The sequence below is a fragment of the Burkholderia ubonensis genome (assembly GCF_001718695.1).
GTDB classification, from domain to species: domain Bacteria; phylum Pseudomonadota; class Gammaproteobacteria; order Burkholderiales; family Burkholderiaceae; genus Burkholderia; species Burkholderia ubonensis_B.
In genome coordinates, this window is record NZ_CP013422.1 from 63,590 (window position 1) to 80,554 (window position 16,965).

The 16,965-nt window shown below is 67.5% G+C and carries 14 protein-coding genes; 4 read left to right on the forward strand and 10 right to left on the reverse strand.

The features are described from left to right. Nucleotides 1-26: 26 nt before the first annotated feature. On the forward strand, nt 27-1,745 hold the full coding sequence (locus WJ35_RS20320) for a tannase/feruloyl esterase family alpha/beta hydrolase (protein ID WP_069239845.1): 1,719 nt from the start codon (nt 27-29) through the stop codon (nt 1,743-1,745). A gap of 213 nt (nt 1,746-1,958) precedes the next feature. Continuing rightward, nucleotides 1,959-2,576 carry a PolC-type DNA polymerase III gene (locus WJ35_RS20325; RefSeq protein WP_014724296.1) on the forward strand — a complete coding sequence of 206 codons (618 nt, stop codon included), beginning with the start codon at nt 1,959-1,961 and terminating at the stop codon, nt 2,574-2,576. A gap of 234 nt (nt 2,577-2,810) precedes the next feature. Here WJ35_RS20325 and WJ35_RS20330 read toward each other — a convergent pair whose 3' ends face one another. Then, nucleotides 2,811-4,169, reverse strand: coding sequence for an aspartate aminotransferase family protein (locus tag WJ35_RS20330; protein WP_069239846.1), 1,359 nt, complete (start codon nt 4,167-4,169; stop codon nt 2,811-2,813). Between the two features lie 507 nt (nt 4,170-4,676). Between WJ35_RS20330 and WJ35_RS20335 the strand changes: the two genes are divergently transcribed. Further along, nucleotides 4,677-6,671: a glycoside hydrolase family 28 protein gene (locus tag WJ35_RS20335; protein WP_069239847.1), complete on the forward strand. Its 1,995-nt coding sequence runs from the start codon at nt 4,677-4,679 to the stop codon at nt 6,669-6,671. 39 nt (nt 6,672-6,710) lie between these two features. On the opposite strand, the gene WJ35_RS20340 is transcribed toward WJ35_RS20335, so the two are convergent. The 7 genes from WJ35_RS20340 to WJ35_RS20370 form a co-directional block, all read right to left on the reverse strand. Further along, nucleotides 6,711-7,217, reverse strand: coding sequence for a GNAT family N-acetyltransferase (locus tag WJ35_RS20340; protein ID WP_069239848.1), 507 nt, complete (start codon nt 7,215-7,217; stop codon nt 6,711-6,713). Between the two features lie 415 nt (nt 7,218-7,632). After that, nucleotides 7,633-8,988, reverse strand: a complete 1,356-nt coding sequence (locus tag WJ35_RS20345) for a purine-cytosine permease family protein (RefSeq protein WP_059462809.1) — start codon at nt 8,986-8,988, stop codon at nt 7,633-7,635. Nucleotides 8,989-9,182: 194 nt separating this feature from the next. Next, nucleotides 9,183-10,178, reverse strand: a complete 996-nt coding sequence (locus WJ35_RS20350; RefSeq protein WP_059561697.1) for a biotin-dependent carboxyltransferase family protein — start codon at nt 10,176-10,178, stop codon at nt 9,183-9,185. Then, nucleotides 10,168-11,043, reverse strand: a complete 876-nt coding sequence (locus tag WJ35_RS20355) for a 5-oxoprolinase subunit B family protein (protein ID WP_059461523.1) — start codon at nt 11,041-11,043, stop codon at nt 10,168-10,170. Before WJ35_RS20355 ends, WJ35_RS20350 begins: the two co-directional genes overlap by 11 nt. Next, a complete protein-coding gene (locus tag WJ35_RS20360; protein ID WP_059561701.1) occupies nt 11,040-12,503 on the reverse strand; it encodes an acetyl-CoA carboxylase biotin carboxylase subunit in 1,464 nt (487 codons plus the stop codon). Before WJ35_RS20360 ends, WJ35_RS20355 begins: the two co-directional genes overlap by 4 nt. Nucleotides 12,504-12,507: 4 nt before the next feature. Beyond that, a complete protein-coding gene (locus WJ35_RS20365; RefSeq protein WP_034193784.1) occupies nt 12,508-12,750 on the reverse strand; it encodes an acetyl-CoA carboxylase in 243 nt (80 codons plus the stop codon). A 16-nt stretch (nt 12,751-12,766) separates the two neighbouring features. After that, a complete protein-coding gene (locus tag WJ35_RS20370; RefSeq protein WP_059888833.1) occupies nt 12,767-13,549 on the reverse strand; it encodes a 5-oxoprolinase subunit PxpA in 783 nt (260 codons plus the stop codon). Between the two features lie 254 nt (nt 13,550-13,803). On the opposite strand from WJ35_RS20370, the gene WJ35_RS20375 reads away from it, so the two are divergent. After that, nucleotides 13,804-14,718, forward strand: a complete 915-nt coding sequence (locus tag WJ35_RS20375) for a LysR family transcriptional regulator (protein WP_069239849.1) — start codon at nt 13,804-13,806, stop codon at nt 14,716-14,718. A gap of 151 nt (nt 14,719-14,869) precedes the next feature. Here the strand turns inward: WJ35_RS20375 and WJ35_RS20380 are convergent, their stop codons facing one another. Beyond that, nucleotides 14,870-15,487 carry a glycine zipper 2TM domain-containing protein gene (locus WJ35_RS20380; protein WP_069239850.1) on the reverse strand — a complete coding sequence of 206 codons (618 nt, stop codon included), beginning with the start codon at nt 15,485-15,487 and terminating at the stop codon, nt 14,870-14,872. Between the two features lie 208 nt (nt 15,488-15,695). Further along, complete coding sequence (wecB, locus tag WJ35_RS20385) at nt 15,696-16,916, reverse strand: non-hydrolyzing UDP-N-acetylglucosamine 2-epimerase (protein ID WP_185499731.1); 1,221 nt, start codon at nt 16,914-16,916, stop codon at nt 15,696-15,698. Nucleotides 16,917-16,965 lie beyond the last annotated feature (49 nt).

The window sequence follows — 16,965 nt, forward strand, 5'->3', positions numbered from 1 at the left end:
CACGTTCCTGACGAAACGGAGACACCGTGAACAAATCCGTACTCCTTTGCGTTGCGCCGCTGTCCGCCGCGATCCTCGCCGGCTGCGGCGGCGACGATTCGATCTTGCCGGCTTCCCCGCATTTGAGCGCCGCGACGCCGGCCGCGATGACGCAGACCTGCGACGCGCTCGCCGCGCGGCTCGCGTATGCGAACACGTCGTTCACGTCGGTGACGACCGCCGCCGCGGGCGCGCTGACGGTGGCCGGCAAGCCGATCGCCGAACACTGCGTGATCGCCGGGAAGATGAACGAGCGCGTGAGCCCCGTGGACGGCAAGACCTACGCGATCGGCTTCGAGATGCGCCTGCCGAAGGCGTGGAACGGCCGCTTCTTCTACCAGGCGAACGGCGGCCTCGACGGCAACGTGCTGACGGCGACCGGCGAGATCGGCGGCGGCGGGCCGCTGACGAATGCGCTGAACCTGGGCTTCGCGGTGATCAGCTCGGATTCCGGGCACAGCGGCGCGCAGAACCCGCTGTTCGGGCTCGATCCGCAGGCGCGCCGCGACTACGGCTACGCGGCCGTCGATGCGCTGACGCCGATGGCGAAGCAGGTGATCCGCGTCGCCTACGGGAAGGGGCCGGACCGCAGCTATTTCGGCGGCTGCTCGAACGGCGGGCGTCACGCGATGGTGACGGCGGCGCGCAATGCGGCCGACTACGACGGGATCATTGCGGGCGATCCGGGCTTCCATCTGCCGAAGGCGGCGATCGGCGAGATGTATGGCGCGCAGCAGTTCGCGAAGATCGCGTCGGCGACCGGCGCGAACGGGCTGCCGGACCTTCGCAGCGGCTTCACCGACGCGGAGCGGCAGTTCGTCGGCGCGAAGATCGTCGAGAAATGCGACGCGCTCGACGGCGTCGCGGACGGCATGGTGCAGGATGTCGCCGCGTGCCAGGCGCATTTCAGCGTCGACGCCGACATCCCGACCTGCGCGAACGGCGCGCGCACCGGCGCGTGCCTGACGGGCGCGCAGAAGACGGCGCTCGCCAACGTGTTCGCGGGCGCGCGCAACAGCGCGGGCGCGGCGCTGTACGCGAGCTTTCCGTACGATCCGGGCATCGCCGGCGGCGGTTGGGCTGCGTGGAAGCAGGCGAATTCGGTCACGCTCGACCCGGCCGCGATGGCGTTCACGTTCATGACGCCGCCGAAGCCCGCGGCGACGCTCGCGAACCTGCCCGGCTTCGCGCTCGGCTTCGACATGGATAACGACGCGCCGGCGATCTTCGCGACGAGCGGCGTGTATGCGGAGTCCGCTTGGTCGTTCATGACGCCGCCCGACGAGACGAACCTGTCGGCGCTGAAGGCGCGCGGCGCGAAGCTGCTCGTCTATCACGGCACCGGTGATCCGGTGTTTTCGTTCAACGACACGCGCGACTGGTATGCGCGGCTCGCGCAGGCGAACGGCGGGGATGCGTCGGATTTCGCGCGGTTCTATCCGGTGCCGGGGATGAATCATTGTTCGGGCGGGCCGGCGGCGGATCAGTTCGATATGTTGACGCCGCTGGTTGCGTGGGTCGAGCAGGGGCAGCCGCCGGCCGCGATCGTCGCGACTGCGCGCGACGCGAGCAACGTGCTGCCGAATGCGGAGGTGCCGACGTCGTGGGGCGCGGGCCGCACGCGTCCGTTGTGTCCGTATCCGCAGGTCGCGCGCTACAACGGCTCGGGCGACGTGAATTCGGCGGGGAGTTTCAGTTGTCGTTGACGCAGCGGCGAGCGGCGATGCGGTGCTCGGGTCGATGGGCGTGCGCATCGCCGCGGTTGCTTGTGGGTGCGCGCTGGCGACGGCGGCGGCTCCGCGCCTGCGTATGCGCGCGGCAGTTGCGGCCGGTGGCCGTGTCCCGGGATACTATGGCGCCTTTCCGTCGGCGCGACGCGTCGCGACCGACACGCCACGTATCTTTCCGTTGATTCGCGCATGCAAACCGTAGCGGTACTCGACTTCGAAACAACCGGGCTTTCCCCGAACCTGGGCGACAGGGCGACCGAGATCGCCGTGATCCTGCTGCGCGACGGCGAGATCGTCGACCGCTATCAGAGCCTGATGAACGCGGGACGCCGCATTCCGTCCGACGTCGTCGCGCTCACCGGGATCACGAACGAGATGATCGCGACGGCGCCGCCGGTGTCGAAGGTGATGAAGGAAGCCGCCGCGTTCGTCGGCAGCCATCCGGTCGTCGCGCACAACGCGGGGTTCGACAAGCGATTCTGGCAGGCCGAACTCGGCTCGCTCGGCGTCGCGGCCGACCATCCGTTTGCATGCACGATGCTGGTGGCGCGGCGCCTCTACCCGCATGCGCGCAGCCACCGGCTGTCGAGCCTCGCCGACCTGCTGCGCTTGCCGCAGGCCGGCCGCGCGCACCGCGCGATGGTCGACGCGGAGATCGCGAGCCATCTGTGGTGCCGGATGCAGCGCGACATCGGCGAAACTTACGGGCTGCGGCACGTCGATCACAGGCTCATGTCGCGTCTGCAGACGACGAGCAAGGCGAAGGTTGCGACGTTCTTCGGTTCGTTGTCGGCGGCGGGGCGGTGATTCTGCTTGCGGGTGGGGGGAGCGCGGTGGAGTGGGTCCGCTCACGTTAGCTCGCCAGCGCCGCCAGCCGAACGTTCATGCGCATTCTCGCGCGCATTCTCGTGCGTCACGTCCATCGCGCTACTGAGCGCATGACTTCGTCGATCTCACCGAACGCCGCACGCGCGTCTCGCGACGTGCGGCCGCTTCGACGCGGCCGGCACCTTCCCGCGACGTCGAGCGCGCGTCACCGCATCACACGAGTTCGCCCAGGCACGCGTCGAACTGCGCGACCAGCTTGTCGACGTCGTCGGCAGTCGTCTGCGGGCACACGAGCATCATGTTGTGGAACGGCGTGATCAGCACGCCGCGGTTCAGCAGGTACAGGTGCACGATGTGCTCGAGCTCGCTGTCGAGCTGCCGGCCGGCGATCGTGCCGTTGCGCGGCGGCGTCGGCGCGAACTGGAACTCGGTGCGCGCGCCGATGCGCGTCACGCACCACGGCAGCCCGCGTGTCGCGATCGCCTGTTCGAGCCCGGACGCGAGCCGTGCAGCCAGTTCGAACATGTGCGCGTAGGCCGCGTCCGTTGCCACTTCGTTCAGCGTCGCGCGCATCGCATGCATCGCGAGCATGTTCGCGGTGAGCGTCGTGCCGATGCCCGAATGCCCGGGCGGCGCGTTCAGCTTCGCCCGTTTCGCGCGCTCCGCGAATGCCGCGCTGAACCCGTAGACCGCGCACGGCACGCCGCCGGCAATCGGCTTGCCGACCACCAGCACGTCGGGATCGAGCCCGTGCGCCACCGCATAGCCGCCGGGCCCGCTGCTGATCGTGTGCGTCTCGTCGATCACGAGCAGCGTGCCGTAGCGGCGCGTCAGCGCGCGGGCTTCATCCCAGAAGCCGGGTTCGGGCAGCACCATCCCGATGTTCGTCATCGCGGGCTCGGCGAGCACGCACGCGACGTCGCCGTCCTTCAGCGCCGCTTCGAGCGCCCCCAGATCGTTGAACTCGACGACGCGCGTGCCCGCGAGCAGGTCGTACGCCTGCCCGAGCAGGCTGTCGCGCTGCACGGGGCGGCCGTCGACGAGATCGACGAACACGTCGTCGACCGTGCCGTGGTAGCAGCCGTTGAACACGACGATCGTGTTGCGGCCGGTGGCCGCGCGCGCCCAGCGCAGCACGAAACGGTTCGCATCGCTCGCGCTCAGCGCGAACTGCCAGACCGGCAGCCCGAAGCGGCGCGCAAGTTCGCGCGACACCCAGGCGGCGTCCTCGCTCGGCAGCATCGTCGTGTAGCCGCGCGTCGCCTGCTCGGCGAGCGCACGGGCGACGGGTTCCGGCGCATGGCCGAACATCGCGCCCGTGTCGCCGAGACAGAAATCGGCATAGCGATGGCCGTCGACGTCGGTGAAGGTCGCGCCGCGCGCTTCCTTCACGTACAGCGAGAACGGGGTCGACCAATCCTGCATCCAGTGCAGCGGGACGCCGAACAGCAAGTGCTCGGCGGCTTCCGCGGACAGTGCGCGGGATCTCGGCATCGCTTCGGCGAACGCGCGGCGCTCGCGGTCGAACAGCGCGCGGGCGCGGGTGAGGTCGACTCCGTGGCGGGAAGGCAAAGGCAGCTCCTGGTGGTGAAGGTGGAGCAACGATAGCGCGACGGGCGGGGCGTTGAACAGAGGCGGAATCACGGAGGCAGGTAGGCGATTCGAAGGGCGCTGCGCGTAGGTGTTGCAGAGTTATGGCCGATTGGCGACATGGCGACACCGCCAGATGTCGGACGTACGCGAAGCCGTTGGCGCGGTGAAGGTGTTCATACGTGGCGCTCGAGTCTTTCACAAGCCGGCTCGCATGAGGAAGGTGCCCGAGAACCGTCCCGATTCATCGAACGCGATGGGGGCGCAGGCAGCAATTTGTGCGCATAAACATACGACGACATATCTCACCGACGCTCACGGATCTCACGTGAGTGCGCGCACACATCCGAATTTGTGCAGCGAGAATCGAGGGTAAACGACAAATACATGCCCGACCACGAACGCGCCTAGACTTGCCCATGTGATACGACGACGTACGAATATGGTCGCGTCGCACACGACCCGATACCCCCTTCCGGAGAAATGCCCATGGCCGCAAGCCGTCGCCGTTCGTCTTTGCCCGCCCGTTCGCCTTCTTCGAAGCGGCTGACGCGCCGCGACTTCATCGGCTGGACCGGCACGCTCGCCGGCGGGGCAGTGTTCGGCGGTCCACTCGCGGCCACCCGTGCGTTCGCCCACGTCGCCGCAGCCGATGTTGCGCCCGACGCGATCTGGGGCGAGCACGGCGCGGCCGCGCGTATCGCCGCATCGCTCGCGCATGTGTCGCGGCGCGCGTTCCGCCACCGCGAATTCGACGTGACGCACTATGGCGCGCGCTCGTGCGCGACCGTCGCGCAGACGTCGCCGTACCCGTCGGCCAAATCGCCGGTGAGCCCCGGCGCCGAACTGACGACCGCGCCCGGCGCGTTCGACTCGCGCCCGGCATTTCTCGCGGCGATCGACGCATGCGCGCGTGAAGGCGGTGGCAGTGTGATCGTGCCGGCCGGCAACTGGTACTGCGCGGGGCCGATCGTGCTGCAGAGCAACGTGAATTTCCATCTGAGCGTGAACTGCACGATCTACTTCAGTCCGAACCCGGCCGATTACGCGAAGGACGGCCCGGTCGACTGCGGCGCGAACGGCCGGCTGTACTACAGCCGTTGGCAGGCGAACGACTGTCTGAACTACGGCGCGCCCGTCTACGCGCGCAATGCGACCAACATCGCGCTGACCGGCGAAGGCGCGACGTCGGTGCTGAACGGGCAGGCGATGACGCCCTTCGCGGGTAGCGGAGCCGGCAGCGTCTGCTGGTGGACCTACAAGGGCTCGTCGGGCGCGTATGGCGGGAACGCGTCCGTGCCGAGCCAGGCGTTCGCGAATCCGAACAACGTGGATCTGCGGCTCGTCGCACCGGCGATTCCGGACGCGCTCTACGCGCTGCTCACCTCGCCGGTCACGCCGTGGCAGCAGGACCAGAACTACCTGCCCGCACTGTCCGAAGCCGGCGTGCCGGTCGAGCGGCGCATCTTCGGGCTCGGCCACTATCTGCGGCCGTGCATGGTCGAATTCATCGGCTGCACGAACGTGTTGATGGAGAACTACCAGACGCAGAACACGCCGTTCTGGCAGCATCATCCGACCGCGAGCCGCAACGTCGTGATCCGCGGCGTGACGACCAACAGCATCGGTCCGAACAACGACGGCTTCGATCCCGACGCGTGCACCGACGTGCTGTGCGAGCGCTGCACGTTCAACACCGGCGACGATTGCATCGCGATCAAGTCGGGCAAGGATCGGGACACCGAATACGGGCCCGCGAAGCGACACCTGATTCGCGACTGCACGATGAACAGCGGCCACGGCGGGATTACGCTCGGCAGCGAAATGGGCGGCGGCGTCGAGCAGATCTATGCGACCAACCTGTCGATGCTGAACGCGAACTGGCAGACCAATCCGCTGAACATCGCGATTCGCGTGAAGACCAACATGAACCGCGGCGGTTACGTGAAGGACTTCCACGTGAAAGGCGTCGTGCTGCCGAACGGCGTGAACCTGAAGGGCGGCGGCTACGGCAGCGCGCTGCTCGCCGGCAGCCCGATCAACGCGAGCGTCGCGCTCGGCGTCGTCACGGCGGCGGCCGGCAATCCGTCGGCCGCACAGGGCGGCATCGTCACGTTCGACTGCGACTATCAGCCGGCCAACGACGCGGTGCGCACGCGGCCGCCCGTCGTGCAGAACGTGACGATCTCCGACGTGAAGGCGAGCAACGTGACGTTGAACGGCGTGAGCGCGTCGTGCTTCCAGGCGATCGTCGCGCAGGGGCCCGTCGCGTTCGACTACAACGGCGCGCCGCCGACGCCGGCCGTGCAGCCGATTTCCGGCGTGACGATCAGCAACTGCGACTTCGGCACGCCGGTCGCGTCGGGGGTGGCGACGGTCACGTCGCCGGGTCCGATCTACGCGTTCAACGTGAGCGCGATGACGCTCGCGAACGTGACGATCGCGGGGCAAGTCGTCGACACGTCGATCACCGATCGGCGCTGATACGCCCGGTGGGCGGCGTTTCGTACGCGCGCGATCGCGTCACGCGAGAATCTTGACCATGTGGTGTTCATCGTAGAAGCGGCCGTCCACGAACAGCGACCGGGGCTCCGTTCCGAATCGGACGAACCCTTGCGATGCATACAGCCGTTCCGCGGTGCCGTTGATCTCGTTCACGCACAGCAGCAGTTGGCGGCATTGCCACGCCTGCGCCGCATGCGCGGTCGCACGTTCGAGCAGCGACTGGGCGATCTCGCGCCCGCGATACGCGGGATCGACGAACACGCCCCAGATCGTCGCCTTGTGCGCGACCTTCGTCCGCGCATCGCGGCGCACGCCGGTGATGCCGACGAGCGTGTCGTCTTCGAATGCGCCGAACACCGCGCGCTCATGCGTGGGTGCGATGCGCGCTGCGAATGCTTCGAGCGGCACCACGACTTCTTCGGCGTGGGTAGGCAGGAATGAGGTCGGCGACGTGTCGATAGCGCGAAGGCGGACGGATTTGAATTGCGCCGCGTCGGCGGCGTCGAGCAGGCGAATCGTGATCATCGGTCGGGGTCGTCGCTGGTTTGCGGAACGGGCAGCTGCGGCGCGCGACGCGCAGCAGCGCATTGCGATGCCAAGGCCGGCTGACACAGGTCATCGACGAAGCGTGAGCAGATGACGGCAGTAGCCGGCGAGAGCAATGCAGCAAGAACGTCGAGATGACGCTCGAAACGAATGCATAGTCTACCGAAACTGCCGGCAAAGCAGGCATGCGTGCGTTCGGCGACCCAGCGGTGCCGTTCAGGTCGCTCCTTGCTTTCCGCGGCTCGTCCTTTCCAGGCGAGACGAGCCGCATTTCCGCGCCGCGTCGGGTCACGTCGGCAGCGGGCAAATTGAACCGAGCAGCCTGTTCAATCCACCTTCGGAAGAACGAAACCGGCTGAAACAGCGCTCGCCGGACACCAGCCAATGCGCGCTCTTACACGTTCCGCACGAACCACGTCCGCTTCGCCGCGCCCAGCAGCGCGCGATACGCGAGCCACGACACCACGAAGGTCGCCGGCGCCGATAGCGACGCGGCGAATCCCGACGCCTGGTTCAGCGCGAGTCCGGCGAACGCGCCCGCGAACCACGCAATCAGGCCGCCCGGATTGAAGGTCGGCACGTGCGCGTCGCGGCATTCGATGTCGTCGCCCACGAGTTGTCCGTAACGGTCCGAGAGAATGTGCGCGAGCGCGACTGCGACCCACGCGACGACGAAGATGCCCTGATACGCGAGCGCCTGCAGAATCCGGGAAAAGACGTCGGCCATCATCAAGCCGTACACCACCGCGCCCACCACGACCGCCCACACGAACTTCGGTGCGCGCAGCCCGGCCACTTTCTGAAAGAACGCCTGCATGTTGACCGTCGCGAGATAGTAGTTCGCGGTGTTGATGCGCGACTGCGTGACCCACACGAACAGCAGCCCCCACACGCCCATCAGCTTCAGCAGCGCGAGCACGACCGATACTTCGGACAGCGTGCCGAGCCCCGGCGTCGTGCTGACGACGTAGATGCCCACCGCGCCGTTCAACAGGAACGTCACGAGATAGAACGGCATGCCGAAGTTGAAGCGGCCGTGATAGCTGGCGTCCTCCTTGCGGCCGAAGCGCGCGTAGTCGAACGTGAACATCATCAGCACCCACACGCCCATGTAGTAGACGAAGCACTGCCACCAGCCGCCGGCCGGCGCGCCGCCTGCCGGTCCGAAATCGAGCCAGGCGGCGTTGTAGCCGTACTCCGCCGTCGTGAGTCCGACCGCGGCACACAGGCCGATCAGGTAAAACGGCAGCAGCGTGCCGTTGAACTTGTCGAGCCAATGCTGCACGCTGCCGAACACGAGCGGCACGCTGTAGCACACCACGATCAGCGCGACCCACTTGTAGTCGAGCGCGGGGAACTGGTGATGCGCGGCGACCGCGATCACCGAACCCTCGAACACCGCGTAGTAGATTGCCGTCGCGAAGAAGATCAGGGTGGCGAGCGCCGCGCCCGCGCTGCCGAACAGCACGCGCGAGAACAGCGCGACCGACAGGCCCGTGCGTATCGCGTAGCGGCTGATGATCGAATTGACCACGCCGTACGACACGACCGACAGCGCCATGCCGATCAGTGCGTTGCGGGCGCCGTAGCTGAGCGCGAGCGTCGCGCCGACGACGATGTAGAACACCGCGCTGCACACGGCCCACCACGCCATCGTCAGCGAGAAGGGCGGCATGCGCGCGTGATCGGGAATGGCGAGCGTCGACAGGTCGAGATCCTCGTCGGCGTCGGCATGAGCCAGGTTGGCCATGGTGGTGCTCCTCGATGAGCAAAGCTGCGAACGACGTCCTGGCCGCGGCAACTGCTTCCGCAGGGTTGCCCCGACGTCGGATGGGCAACCGGTCCGGCTGAAACGGCGCGCACGCATCCGCCGCGCGGCACGCGGTCGCGCGGGAATGAATGCGGAGCGAGAAAAGGTGCCGGCGGCGCCGGGCCGCGCGGCGTCTAGCCCTGAAGCGCGGCGCGCAGCAACGCCAGGCGCTGGCGGTACGCGCGGCGTGCCGCGAGCGCGTCGGCCATCGTCACGGGCACGAAGCGCGCGCGATGGTTCGGCTGCATCTGTCCGATCAGGTCCATGTCGGCGCTGATGACCGTGCCGATGGTCGCGTAGCCGCCGCCGGAGACCGCATCGCGATGCAGGATGATCGGCTCGAGCCCGGCCGGCACCTGGATCGAGCCGACCGGATAGCATGCGTCGACGATGTTCGACGGATCCGCGCCCGCGCCGAACGGTTGTTCGCGCGGCCGAAACTGCAGCGGCCGCCCGTTCTTGTAGCGGTAGCCGATGCGGTCCGCCTCGGGCGCGACGGTCCACGCATCGTCGAAGAACGTCTGCGCCGACGCGTCGGTCAGCCGGTGGTGGTACAGGCCCGTCAGCACGCGCAGGGCGACGTGGCTGTCGAGCGGCCGGCGCATCGATGCCGGCAGTTCGCGCCCTTCGCGCGGCGCGCCGTGCACGGCGCCGACCGGCAGCCGATCGCCTTTCTGCAGGCGCCGGCCCGCAAGGCCGCCGATCGCGCCGAGCGTATAGGTCGAACGGCTGCCGAGTACGACCGGCACGTCGATGCCGCCCGCGACGGCCAGATACGCACGCGCGCCGGCCTTCACGTACTGGAACGACAGCACGCTGCCCGCGCGAATCCGGAGCGCGACGTCGCAGCTTTGCGCGATGCCGTCGATCTTCGGCGTCATCTCGGCGCCGGTGACGGCGATGAGCGCGTCCATATGGAACAGCAGTTCGGGGCCGAGCAGCGTGCATTCGAGCACGGCCACCTCTTCGGGATTGCCGACCAGCAGGTTCGCCGCGCGCGACGCGTACTGGTCGAGCGAGCCCGACGGCGGAATGCCGACGTGATAGCAGCCTTGCCGGCCCATATCCTGGACGGAGGTGGCGAGGCCCGGTTTCAGAACCTCGATCAGATCGTGCGGATCAGTCGGCATGCAGCACCTCGACGAGAGAACGGTTATACGCATCGGGATCGCGCCGGAACGCGTCGAGCGAGAACTTCACGGGGCGCACCCGCAGCGAGAAGGTTCCGGCGTCGACGGCCGCCACTGCTGCGTCGTACGCAGCGCGATCGATCGGCTGGAACTTCACGATGTCGCCGGGCCGGAAGAACACCATGAAGTCGTGCAGATAGTCGAGCCGCTGCGCGGGATCGAAGATCGGCGCCGGCGTCACGCCGAACATCTGGTAGCCGCCCGCGCCGCGCACCGAGTAGATGCAGCCGAAGCAGCCGCCGTGCCCGACCGTGAGCTTCGGCGTGTCGGTGCGCGGCCGCAGGTATTTCGGCACTTCGAGCTGGCGCGCGCGTTCGACCATCTGATACATGAACGGCAGCCCCGCGACGAAGCCGACCATCGAGACGAACCACGGCGAACCGGAGTGCGCGGCGATGAATTCGTCGACGTCGCGCTTGCCGTTGATGCGCGCGGCGTACTCGAGATCGGTCGACGTCGGATCCTGATGACGCTCGCGAAACCGCATCATCGTCTCGTGCGTCCACGGGTCGTTGTAGAGCACGGGCACCTCGACGATACGCGTGTCGAGTTCGAGCGGCGCATCGCCGGCCTCCGTCTCGATCGTCCGGAGCAGCGCGACGAGCGCGTCGGGCTCGATCACGTCGGGGTCGTAGCGCACCTGGTAGGACGCGTTCGCCGGACAGATCTCGGTGATGCCCGGCACCGCGCGGCGCTGCAGTTCGCGCGTGATCGCCGTGCCCTTGAAGAAGGCGTCGAGCGACATCGATTCGCTGATCTCGACGAACACGAACTCGTCGCCGCCGAAGGTATAACGGGCCGTCACTGTGCCTCCCCGACGCGCGTGGCGTCTGCTTCCGTATCCGCGTGTTGCCGGGCGCGGGCCGTCACGGCCTCGCGCCATTGCGGCATCCACGCTTCGAGAAAATTGGTGTGGTAGCGGCCGGCCCGCACGTCGTCGTCCGCGAGCAGCGCGAGGTGCAACGGTGCGGTGGTCTTCACGCCGCCGACGTGCAGCTCGCCCAGCGCGCGCGCGAGGCGTTGCAGCGCGGCCGCGCGGCTCTCGTCGTGCACGATCAGCTTGGCGAGCAGGGAGTCGTAGAACGGCGGCACGACGTAGCCCGGATAGAGCAGCGAGTCGATGCGTGTGCCGGCGCCGGTCGGCCACACGAGCGTATCGATGCGTCCAGGGTTCGGACGGAAATCCTGCAACGGATCTTCCGCGTTGATCCGGCATTCGATCGCCGCGCCGCGCATCGCGATGTCTTGCTGCGCGAAACGCAGCGGCTCGCCGTCGGCGATGCGCAGCGTCTCGCGCACGAGATCGATGCCCGTGATCGCCTCGGTCACCGGATGCTCGACCTGGATGCGGGTATTCATCTCGATGAAGTAGAACTCGCCGCGGGCGTCGTCGTACAGATATTCGAGCGTGCCCGCGCTGCGGTAGCCGACTTCTCGCGCGAGACGCGTCGCCGACTCGCACAGCGCGTCGCGCTGCGCCGGCGTAAGCGAAGGCGACGGCGCCTCCTCGAGAATCTTCTGGCGTCGCCGTTGCAGCGAACATTCGCGCTCGAACAGGTGCACGACGTTGCGGCCGTCGCCCAGCACCTGCACCTCGATGTGCCGCGCGCGTGCGATGAAGCGTTCGAGATAGACGCCGCCGTTGCCGAACGCGGCCTGCGCCTCGCGCTGCGCGAGCGGCAGCTCGGCCTCGAGTTGCGCGGCGTCGTGCGCGACGCGGATGCCGCGCCCGCCGCCGCCCGCGGCCGCCTTGATCATCAGCGGATAGCCGATGCGCGCAGCGACTGCCTGCGCTTCTTCGAGCGAGTGCACGACGCCGTCGCTGCCGGGCACGGTCGGCACGCCGGCGCGCTGCGCGGTTTCGCGTGCGCGGGCCTTGTCGCCCATCGTCGCGATCACGTGCGCGTCGGGGCCGACGAAGATCAGGCCGGCCGCCTCGACCTGCGCGGCGAAGGCCGCGTTCTCGGACAGAAAGCCGTAGCCGGGATGAATGGCGTCTGCGCCGCAGCGGCGCGCGGCATCGAGAATGGCCGCGGGATTCAGATAGCTCTTCGCCGCATGCGACGGGCCGATGTGGATCGCTTCGTCGGCCATGCGCGCGGCGAGGCTGTCGCGGTCGGCGTCGCTGACCACGGCGACCGCGCGCATGCCGAGCTCGTGTGCGGCGCGGATGATGCGCACCGCGATCTCGCCGCGGTTCGCGACCAGCACGGTCCGGATCCGCGACGGGCGATAGAACGTGCCGGAGGAAGTTGCGAGGCTCATCGCGTCACTCCTCGATCCGCATCAGCACCTGGCCTGCGTCCACCGGCTCGCCGTCTTCGACGAGCAGCTCGGCAACACGCCCCGACACGTCGGCTTCGATCTCGGTGAACTGCTTCATCACTTCGACGAGGCCGACGACCGCACCCGCCATCACGGGCGCGTCGACGGCGACGTAGTAGTCCGCGTCGGGCGACGGACGGCGGTAAAAGGTGCCCGGCAGCGGGCTGACGATATCGTGCAATGCCATCATGCGTCTCCTTGAATCAGTGATGTGCGGCGAGCGGTAGCGGGGCGGCGGTGCGAATGCCTTCGCGAACCAGCGCGTCGCGCGTTCTGCGCACGAGTTCGAGCGCGCCCGGCGTGTCGCTATGGATGCAGACGGAGTCGAAATCGATGTCGATGTCGTCTCCTTCGATCGTATGCACCTTGCCGTCGATGCAGGCGCGCAGCACCTTGTCGGCGACCAGGCCGGGATCCAGGCGTCCGACGCGGCGCGTGAACACGATCGAGCCGCTGCGGTCGTAGTCGCGATCGGCGTAGAACTCGCGCACCACCGGCTGACCGTATTCGGCGGCGACGCGGTACGTCGCCGACGCTTCCATGCAGTACAGCCACAGGCCGGGATCGACGCGCTGCAGCGTCTCGATCAGCAGCCGCGAGAACGCCTCGTCGGCCGCCGCGTGCATGTAAAGCGCGCCGTGCGGCTTCAGATGCTGAAGGCGCACGCCGTAGAGCCGCGCGAACTCGCGCAGCGCGCCGAGCTGGTAGACGATGTCGTTGACGAGCGCCTGCGGCGTTTCGGCGATCGCGCGGCGGCCGAAGCCGACCAGATCGCGAAAGCCCGGATGCGCGCCGATGCCGACGCCGGCGGCGCGCGCCAGCTGCACCGTGCGCGCCATGATGTTCGGGTCGCCGGCATGAAAGCCGGTGGCGATGTTGGCCGAGCTGATCAGCGGCATGATCTGTTCGTCGACGCCGTCGCCGATCGTCCACGGGCCGAAGCCTTCGCCCATGTCCGAATTCAGGTCGACGCTTTGCTTGCTCATGCTTGGGGATCCTCCAGGTTCTCGGTCGATGCGCGCTGCTGCGCGAGCCGAAGCAGTGTCGAAAGGAGGTTAGCCGCGCACGGGACGTCAAAATAGTTCTATTTTTGTATGCGACGTATCGATTTTTTCGATATCGACGAGAACGGGCGCGAGCCCGGCCCCGGCTGGACTTCGGGGCCTTCATGGATCCCCGCCGGTGGCGGTCGCGCGATCGATATGATATTTATTGCGCACCGCTCCGCTTCCCGTCGGCCATGGCCCTGACCCTCAGACAGCTCAAATACTTCGTCGCCACGGCCGAGCTTGGCCAGATCTCGCAGGCCGCGATCCAGCTCACGATCTCGCAGTCGGCCGTGACGAGCGCGATCAAGGAGCTGGAGGAAAGCCTCGGCACGCAACTGTTTCTGCGCACGTCCGCGGGCGTGACGCTCACCGACACCGGCTGGCGCTTTCTCAATCACGCGTATGCCATCCTGTCGTCGGTCGACGAGGCGATGCGGGTTCCGAACCTCGCAAGCACGGTGACGGGCACGCTCGCGATCGCCGCGAGCTACACCGTGCTCGGCTATTTTCTGCCGCAACATGTGCTGCGCCTGAGCACACTTTATCCGCGGCTGACGATCAACCTGCACGAACTGAACCGCGAGTCGATCGAAGAGGGGCTGATCGCGAGCCGCTACGACATGGCCGTGCTGCTGACGTCGAACGTGTCGAATCCCGAACTCGTGCTGGAGCCCGTGATCCATTCGGTGCGTCGGTTGTGGGTCGGCGCGCATCATCCGCTGCTCAAGCGCGAGAGCGTCACGTTCGCGGAGGTGGCGAACGAACCGTTCGTGATGTTGACGGTGGACGAGGCCGGCCAGACCGCGCTGCGCTACTGGAGCGAGACGCCGTATCGGCCCAACGTGATCCTGCGCACGTCGTCCGTGGAGGCCGTGCGCAGCATGGTCGCGAACGGCAGCGGCGTCGCGATTCTGTCCGACATGGTGTATCGGCCGTGGTCGCTCGAGGGGCGGCGCATCGAGACGATCGTGTTACGCGACCCGGTGCCGCCGATGAGCGTCGGCCTTGCGTGGCGCAAGAACATCGAGCTGAGCCCCGCGATGCACGCGCTGCGCGACTATTTCGTCAGACCAGCGGAAATCGGTGGGCCGCCCAAGCGGAAGTAGTAGGTGGGGCTGATTGCGCGAAGCCTGAATCCGTTTTGCCGTGCTGGCTGGATAGGGCATCCCATCCGTCTGACGAGCCATGCCGGCGACGCCTGGAGCCGTAAACGCAACCAGACAGTGCGCCCGAGCCGTTCGGGCGCGCGCCGCCCGCTCAATAACGCGACAACTGATTGCCGTCGATCCGCACGCGGTCGCCCGGGCGCAGGTCGCCCGGCGTCGGCACGTCGAACGCGCGCGTCGAGCCGTCGCTGACCTGCACGTCGACCCGGTAGCTGCTCGGCGCCTGCTGCGCGCCCATCTGCTGGCCGATCTGGTTGCCGGCCACCGCGCCGCCGAGCGCGCCGATCACGGTCGCCGCGTCGCGGCCGTGGCCGCGGCCGAACTGGTTGCCGATCACGCCGCCGAGCAGCGCACCGACCACGGTGCCGGCCACACCCGACGTGCCGACCGATCCGTTGACCGGCTGGATGTTCGAGACGGTGCCGTATTGCGTGCCGTAGCCGTTGCCGTACTGGCCGCCGTACGGCTGCTGATTGCCGTATTGATCGTACTGCGGCGCCTGAGCCGGATAAGCCGGCTGCTGCGGCTGCACGTAGCCCGGTTGCGCATAGGCGGGCTGCGCGTAGCCAGGCGTCGCGTACGGCTGCTGTTGATAGGGTTGGGTGCCGTACGGGCCATAGCCCGGCGCGACGCAGGCAGTCAGCGGGAGCGCCGCCACGGCGACGAGCGAGGCGAACAGAACGGTCTTCGTGGAGGGCATGCGCTTCATGATGTTTCCTGCATCGGCAACGTGTTCGCCGGGGGGATCAAGGGACGGGGGGCGAACTCGGCGTGAGTATAAGGAATGGCCGCAGGCACGTCCGGAGCGGCCGGGTAACAACGTGTAAAGTCTGTTGCGGAGGAAATCGGCGGCGCGCGGCCGCTCCGCCCCTTCCATCGCTCAGCGCTGCGCAATCACCCGATCGGCCCCGCCATACTCACGTAGCGCGTATCGCGGCCGGCGCGGCGGCCAATGCGTCCCGTGTCGACGTCGGGTACGAATCGCCGTGACCCATGTGCGGCTCGCACGGCGAGTGCCCGGGCTTTTCGAGCGCGGCGACGATGCGCTCGCTTGCATGCCCGTCGCCGTACGGGTTCACCGCGTGTGCCATCTGCTCGTATTCGTGGCGATCGTTGAGCAGCGCTTCGACCTGCGCGACGATCCGGCCGCGGTCGGTGCCGACCAGACGTGCGGTACCGGCTTCCAATGCCTCGGGCCGCTCGGTCGTATCGCGCGTCACCAGCACCGGCACGCCGAGCGCTGGCGCCTCCTCTTGAATTCCGCCCGAATCGGTAATGATCAGATGCGCCTTCGACATCAGATACACGAACGGCAAATACTCTTGCGGACCGGTGAGCGTGACGTTGCGGAGGTCGCCAAGAATCGCTTTCACCGGTCCCGTCACGTTCGGATTCAGATGCATCGGATAGACCAGCTCGATGTCGTCGTGGCGGGTCGCGAGCTCACGGAGCGCATGGCACACATGTTCGAGCGGCTCGCCGAAACTTTCGCGGCGATGACCGGTGACGAGGATGAGCCGCCGTGCCGGATCCAGAAACGGAAATCCTGCGGCGATGCGCTCCGAGAGCCACGGGTCAGCGGCCAGCTTCTCGCGTGTCTGCAGCAGCGCGTCGATCACGGTGTTACCCGTCAGAACCACCTGTTCCGGCGTCATGCCTTCGCTGTACAGGTTCTGCGCCGCGCGCTTCGAAGGCGCGAAGTGCCACGAAGACACGGCGTCCGTCACACGCCGGTTCAGTTCCTCCGGCCACGGCGACCAGATATTGCCGGTACGAAGCCCGGCCTCGACGTGTCCGATCGGGATGTGCCGATAGAAGGCGGCCAGGCTCGCCGCCAAGGTGGTGGTCGTATCGCCGTGAACCAGCACGATGTCGGGCCGGGCCGCATCGAACACCGGGCCGATGCCGTTCAGGATGTTCGCGGTCAGCTCGGACAGCGACTGGTTTTGACGCATCAGATCCAGATCGAAGTCGGGAACGATGTCGAACAGCGACAGCACCTGGTCGAGCATCTGCCGATGCTGGGCGGTGACACATACGGTGACGTCGAATTCAGGGTGCTGCTTCAGCGCGCGCACGAGCGGCGCCATCTTGATCGCTTCGGGACGTGTGCCGAACACGGTCAAAACTCGTTGCATATCGATTTTCTCTATTTGATTTCCGGTCTTCTCGTCGGTCCGCGACACG

Excerpts from the sequence above, each read along its gene's own strand:
- WJ35_RS20380 (WP_069239850.1), bottom strand. The coding sequence starts at position 15,487 with ATGAAGCGCATGCCCTCCACGAAGACCGTTCTGTTCGCCTCGCTCGTC.
- WJ35_RS20345 (WP_059462809.1), bottom strand. The coding sequence starts at position 8,988 with ATGGCCAACCTGGCTCATGCCGACGCCGACGAGGATCTCGACCTGTCG.
- WJ35_RS20335 (WP_069239847.1), top strand. The coding sequence starts at position 4,677 with ATGGCCGCAAGCCGTCGCCGTTCGTCTTTGCCCGCCCGTTCGCCTTCT.
- WJ35_RS20375 (WP_069239849.1), top strand. The coding sequence starts at position 13,804 with ATGGCCCTGACCCTCAGACAGCTCAAATACTTCGTCGCCACGGCCGAG.
- WJ35_RS20340 (WP_069239848.1), bottom strand. The coding sequence starts at position 7,217 with ATGATCACGATTCGCCTGCTCGACGCCGCCGACGCGGCGCAATTCAAA.
- WJ35_RS20325 (WP_014724296.1), top strand. The coding sequence starts at position 1,959 with ATGCAAACCGTAGCGGTACTCGACTTCGAAACAACCGGGCTTTCCCCG.
- WJ35_RS20360 (WP_059561701.1), bottom strand. The coding sequence starts at position 12,503 with ATGAGCCTCGCAACTTCCTCCGGCACGTTCTATCGCCCGTCGCGGATC.
- WJ35_RS20370 (WP_059888833.1), bottom strand. The coding sequence starts at position 13,549 with ATGAGCAAGCAAAGCGTCGACCTGAATTCGGACATGGGCGAAGGCTTC.
- WJ35_RS20365 (WP_034193784.1), bottom strand. The coding sequence starts at position 12,750 with ATGGCATTGCACGATATCGTCAGCCCGCTGCCGGGCACCTTTTACCGC.
- wecB (WP_185499731.1), bottom strand. The coding sequence starts at position 16,916 with ATGCAACGAGTTTTGACCGTGTTCGGCACACGTCCCGAAGCGATCAAG.
- WJ35_RS20350 (WP_059561697.1), bottom strand. The coding sequence starts at position 10,178 with ATGCCGACTGATCCGCACGATCTGATCGAGGTTCTGAAACCGGGCCTC.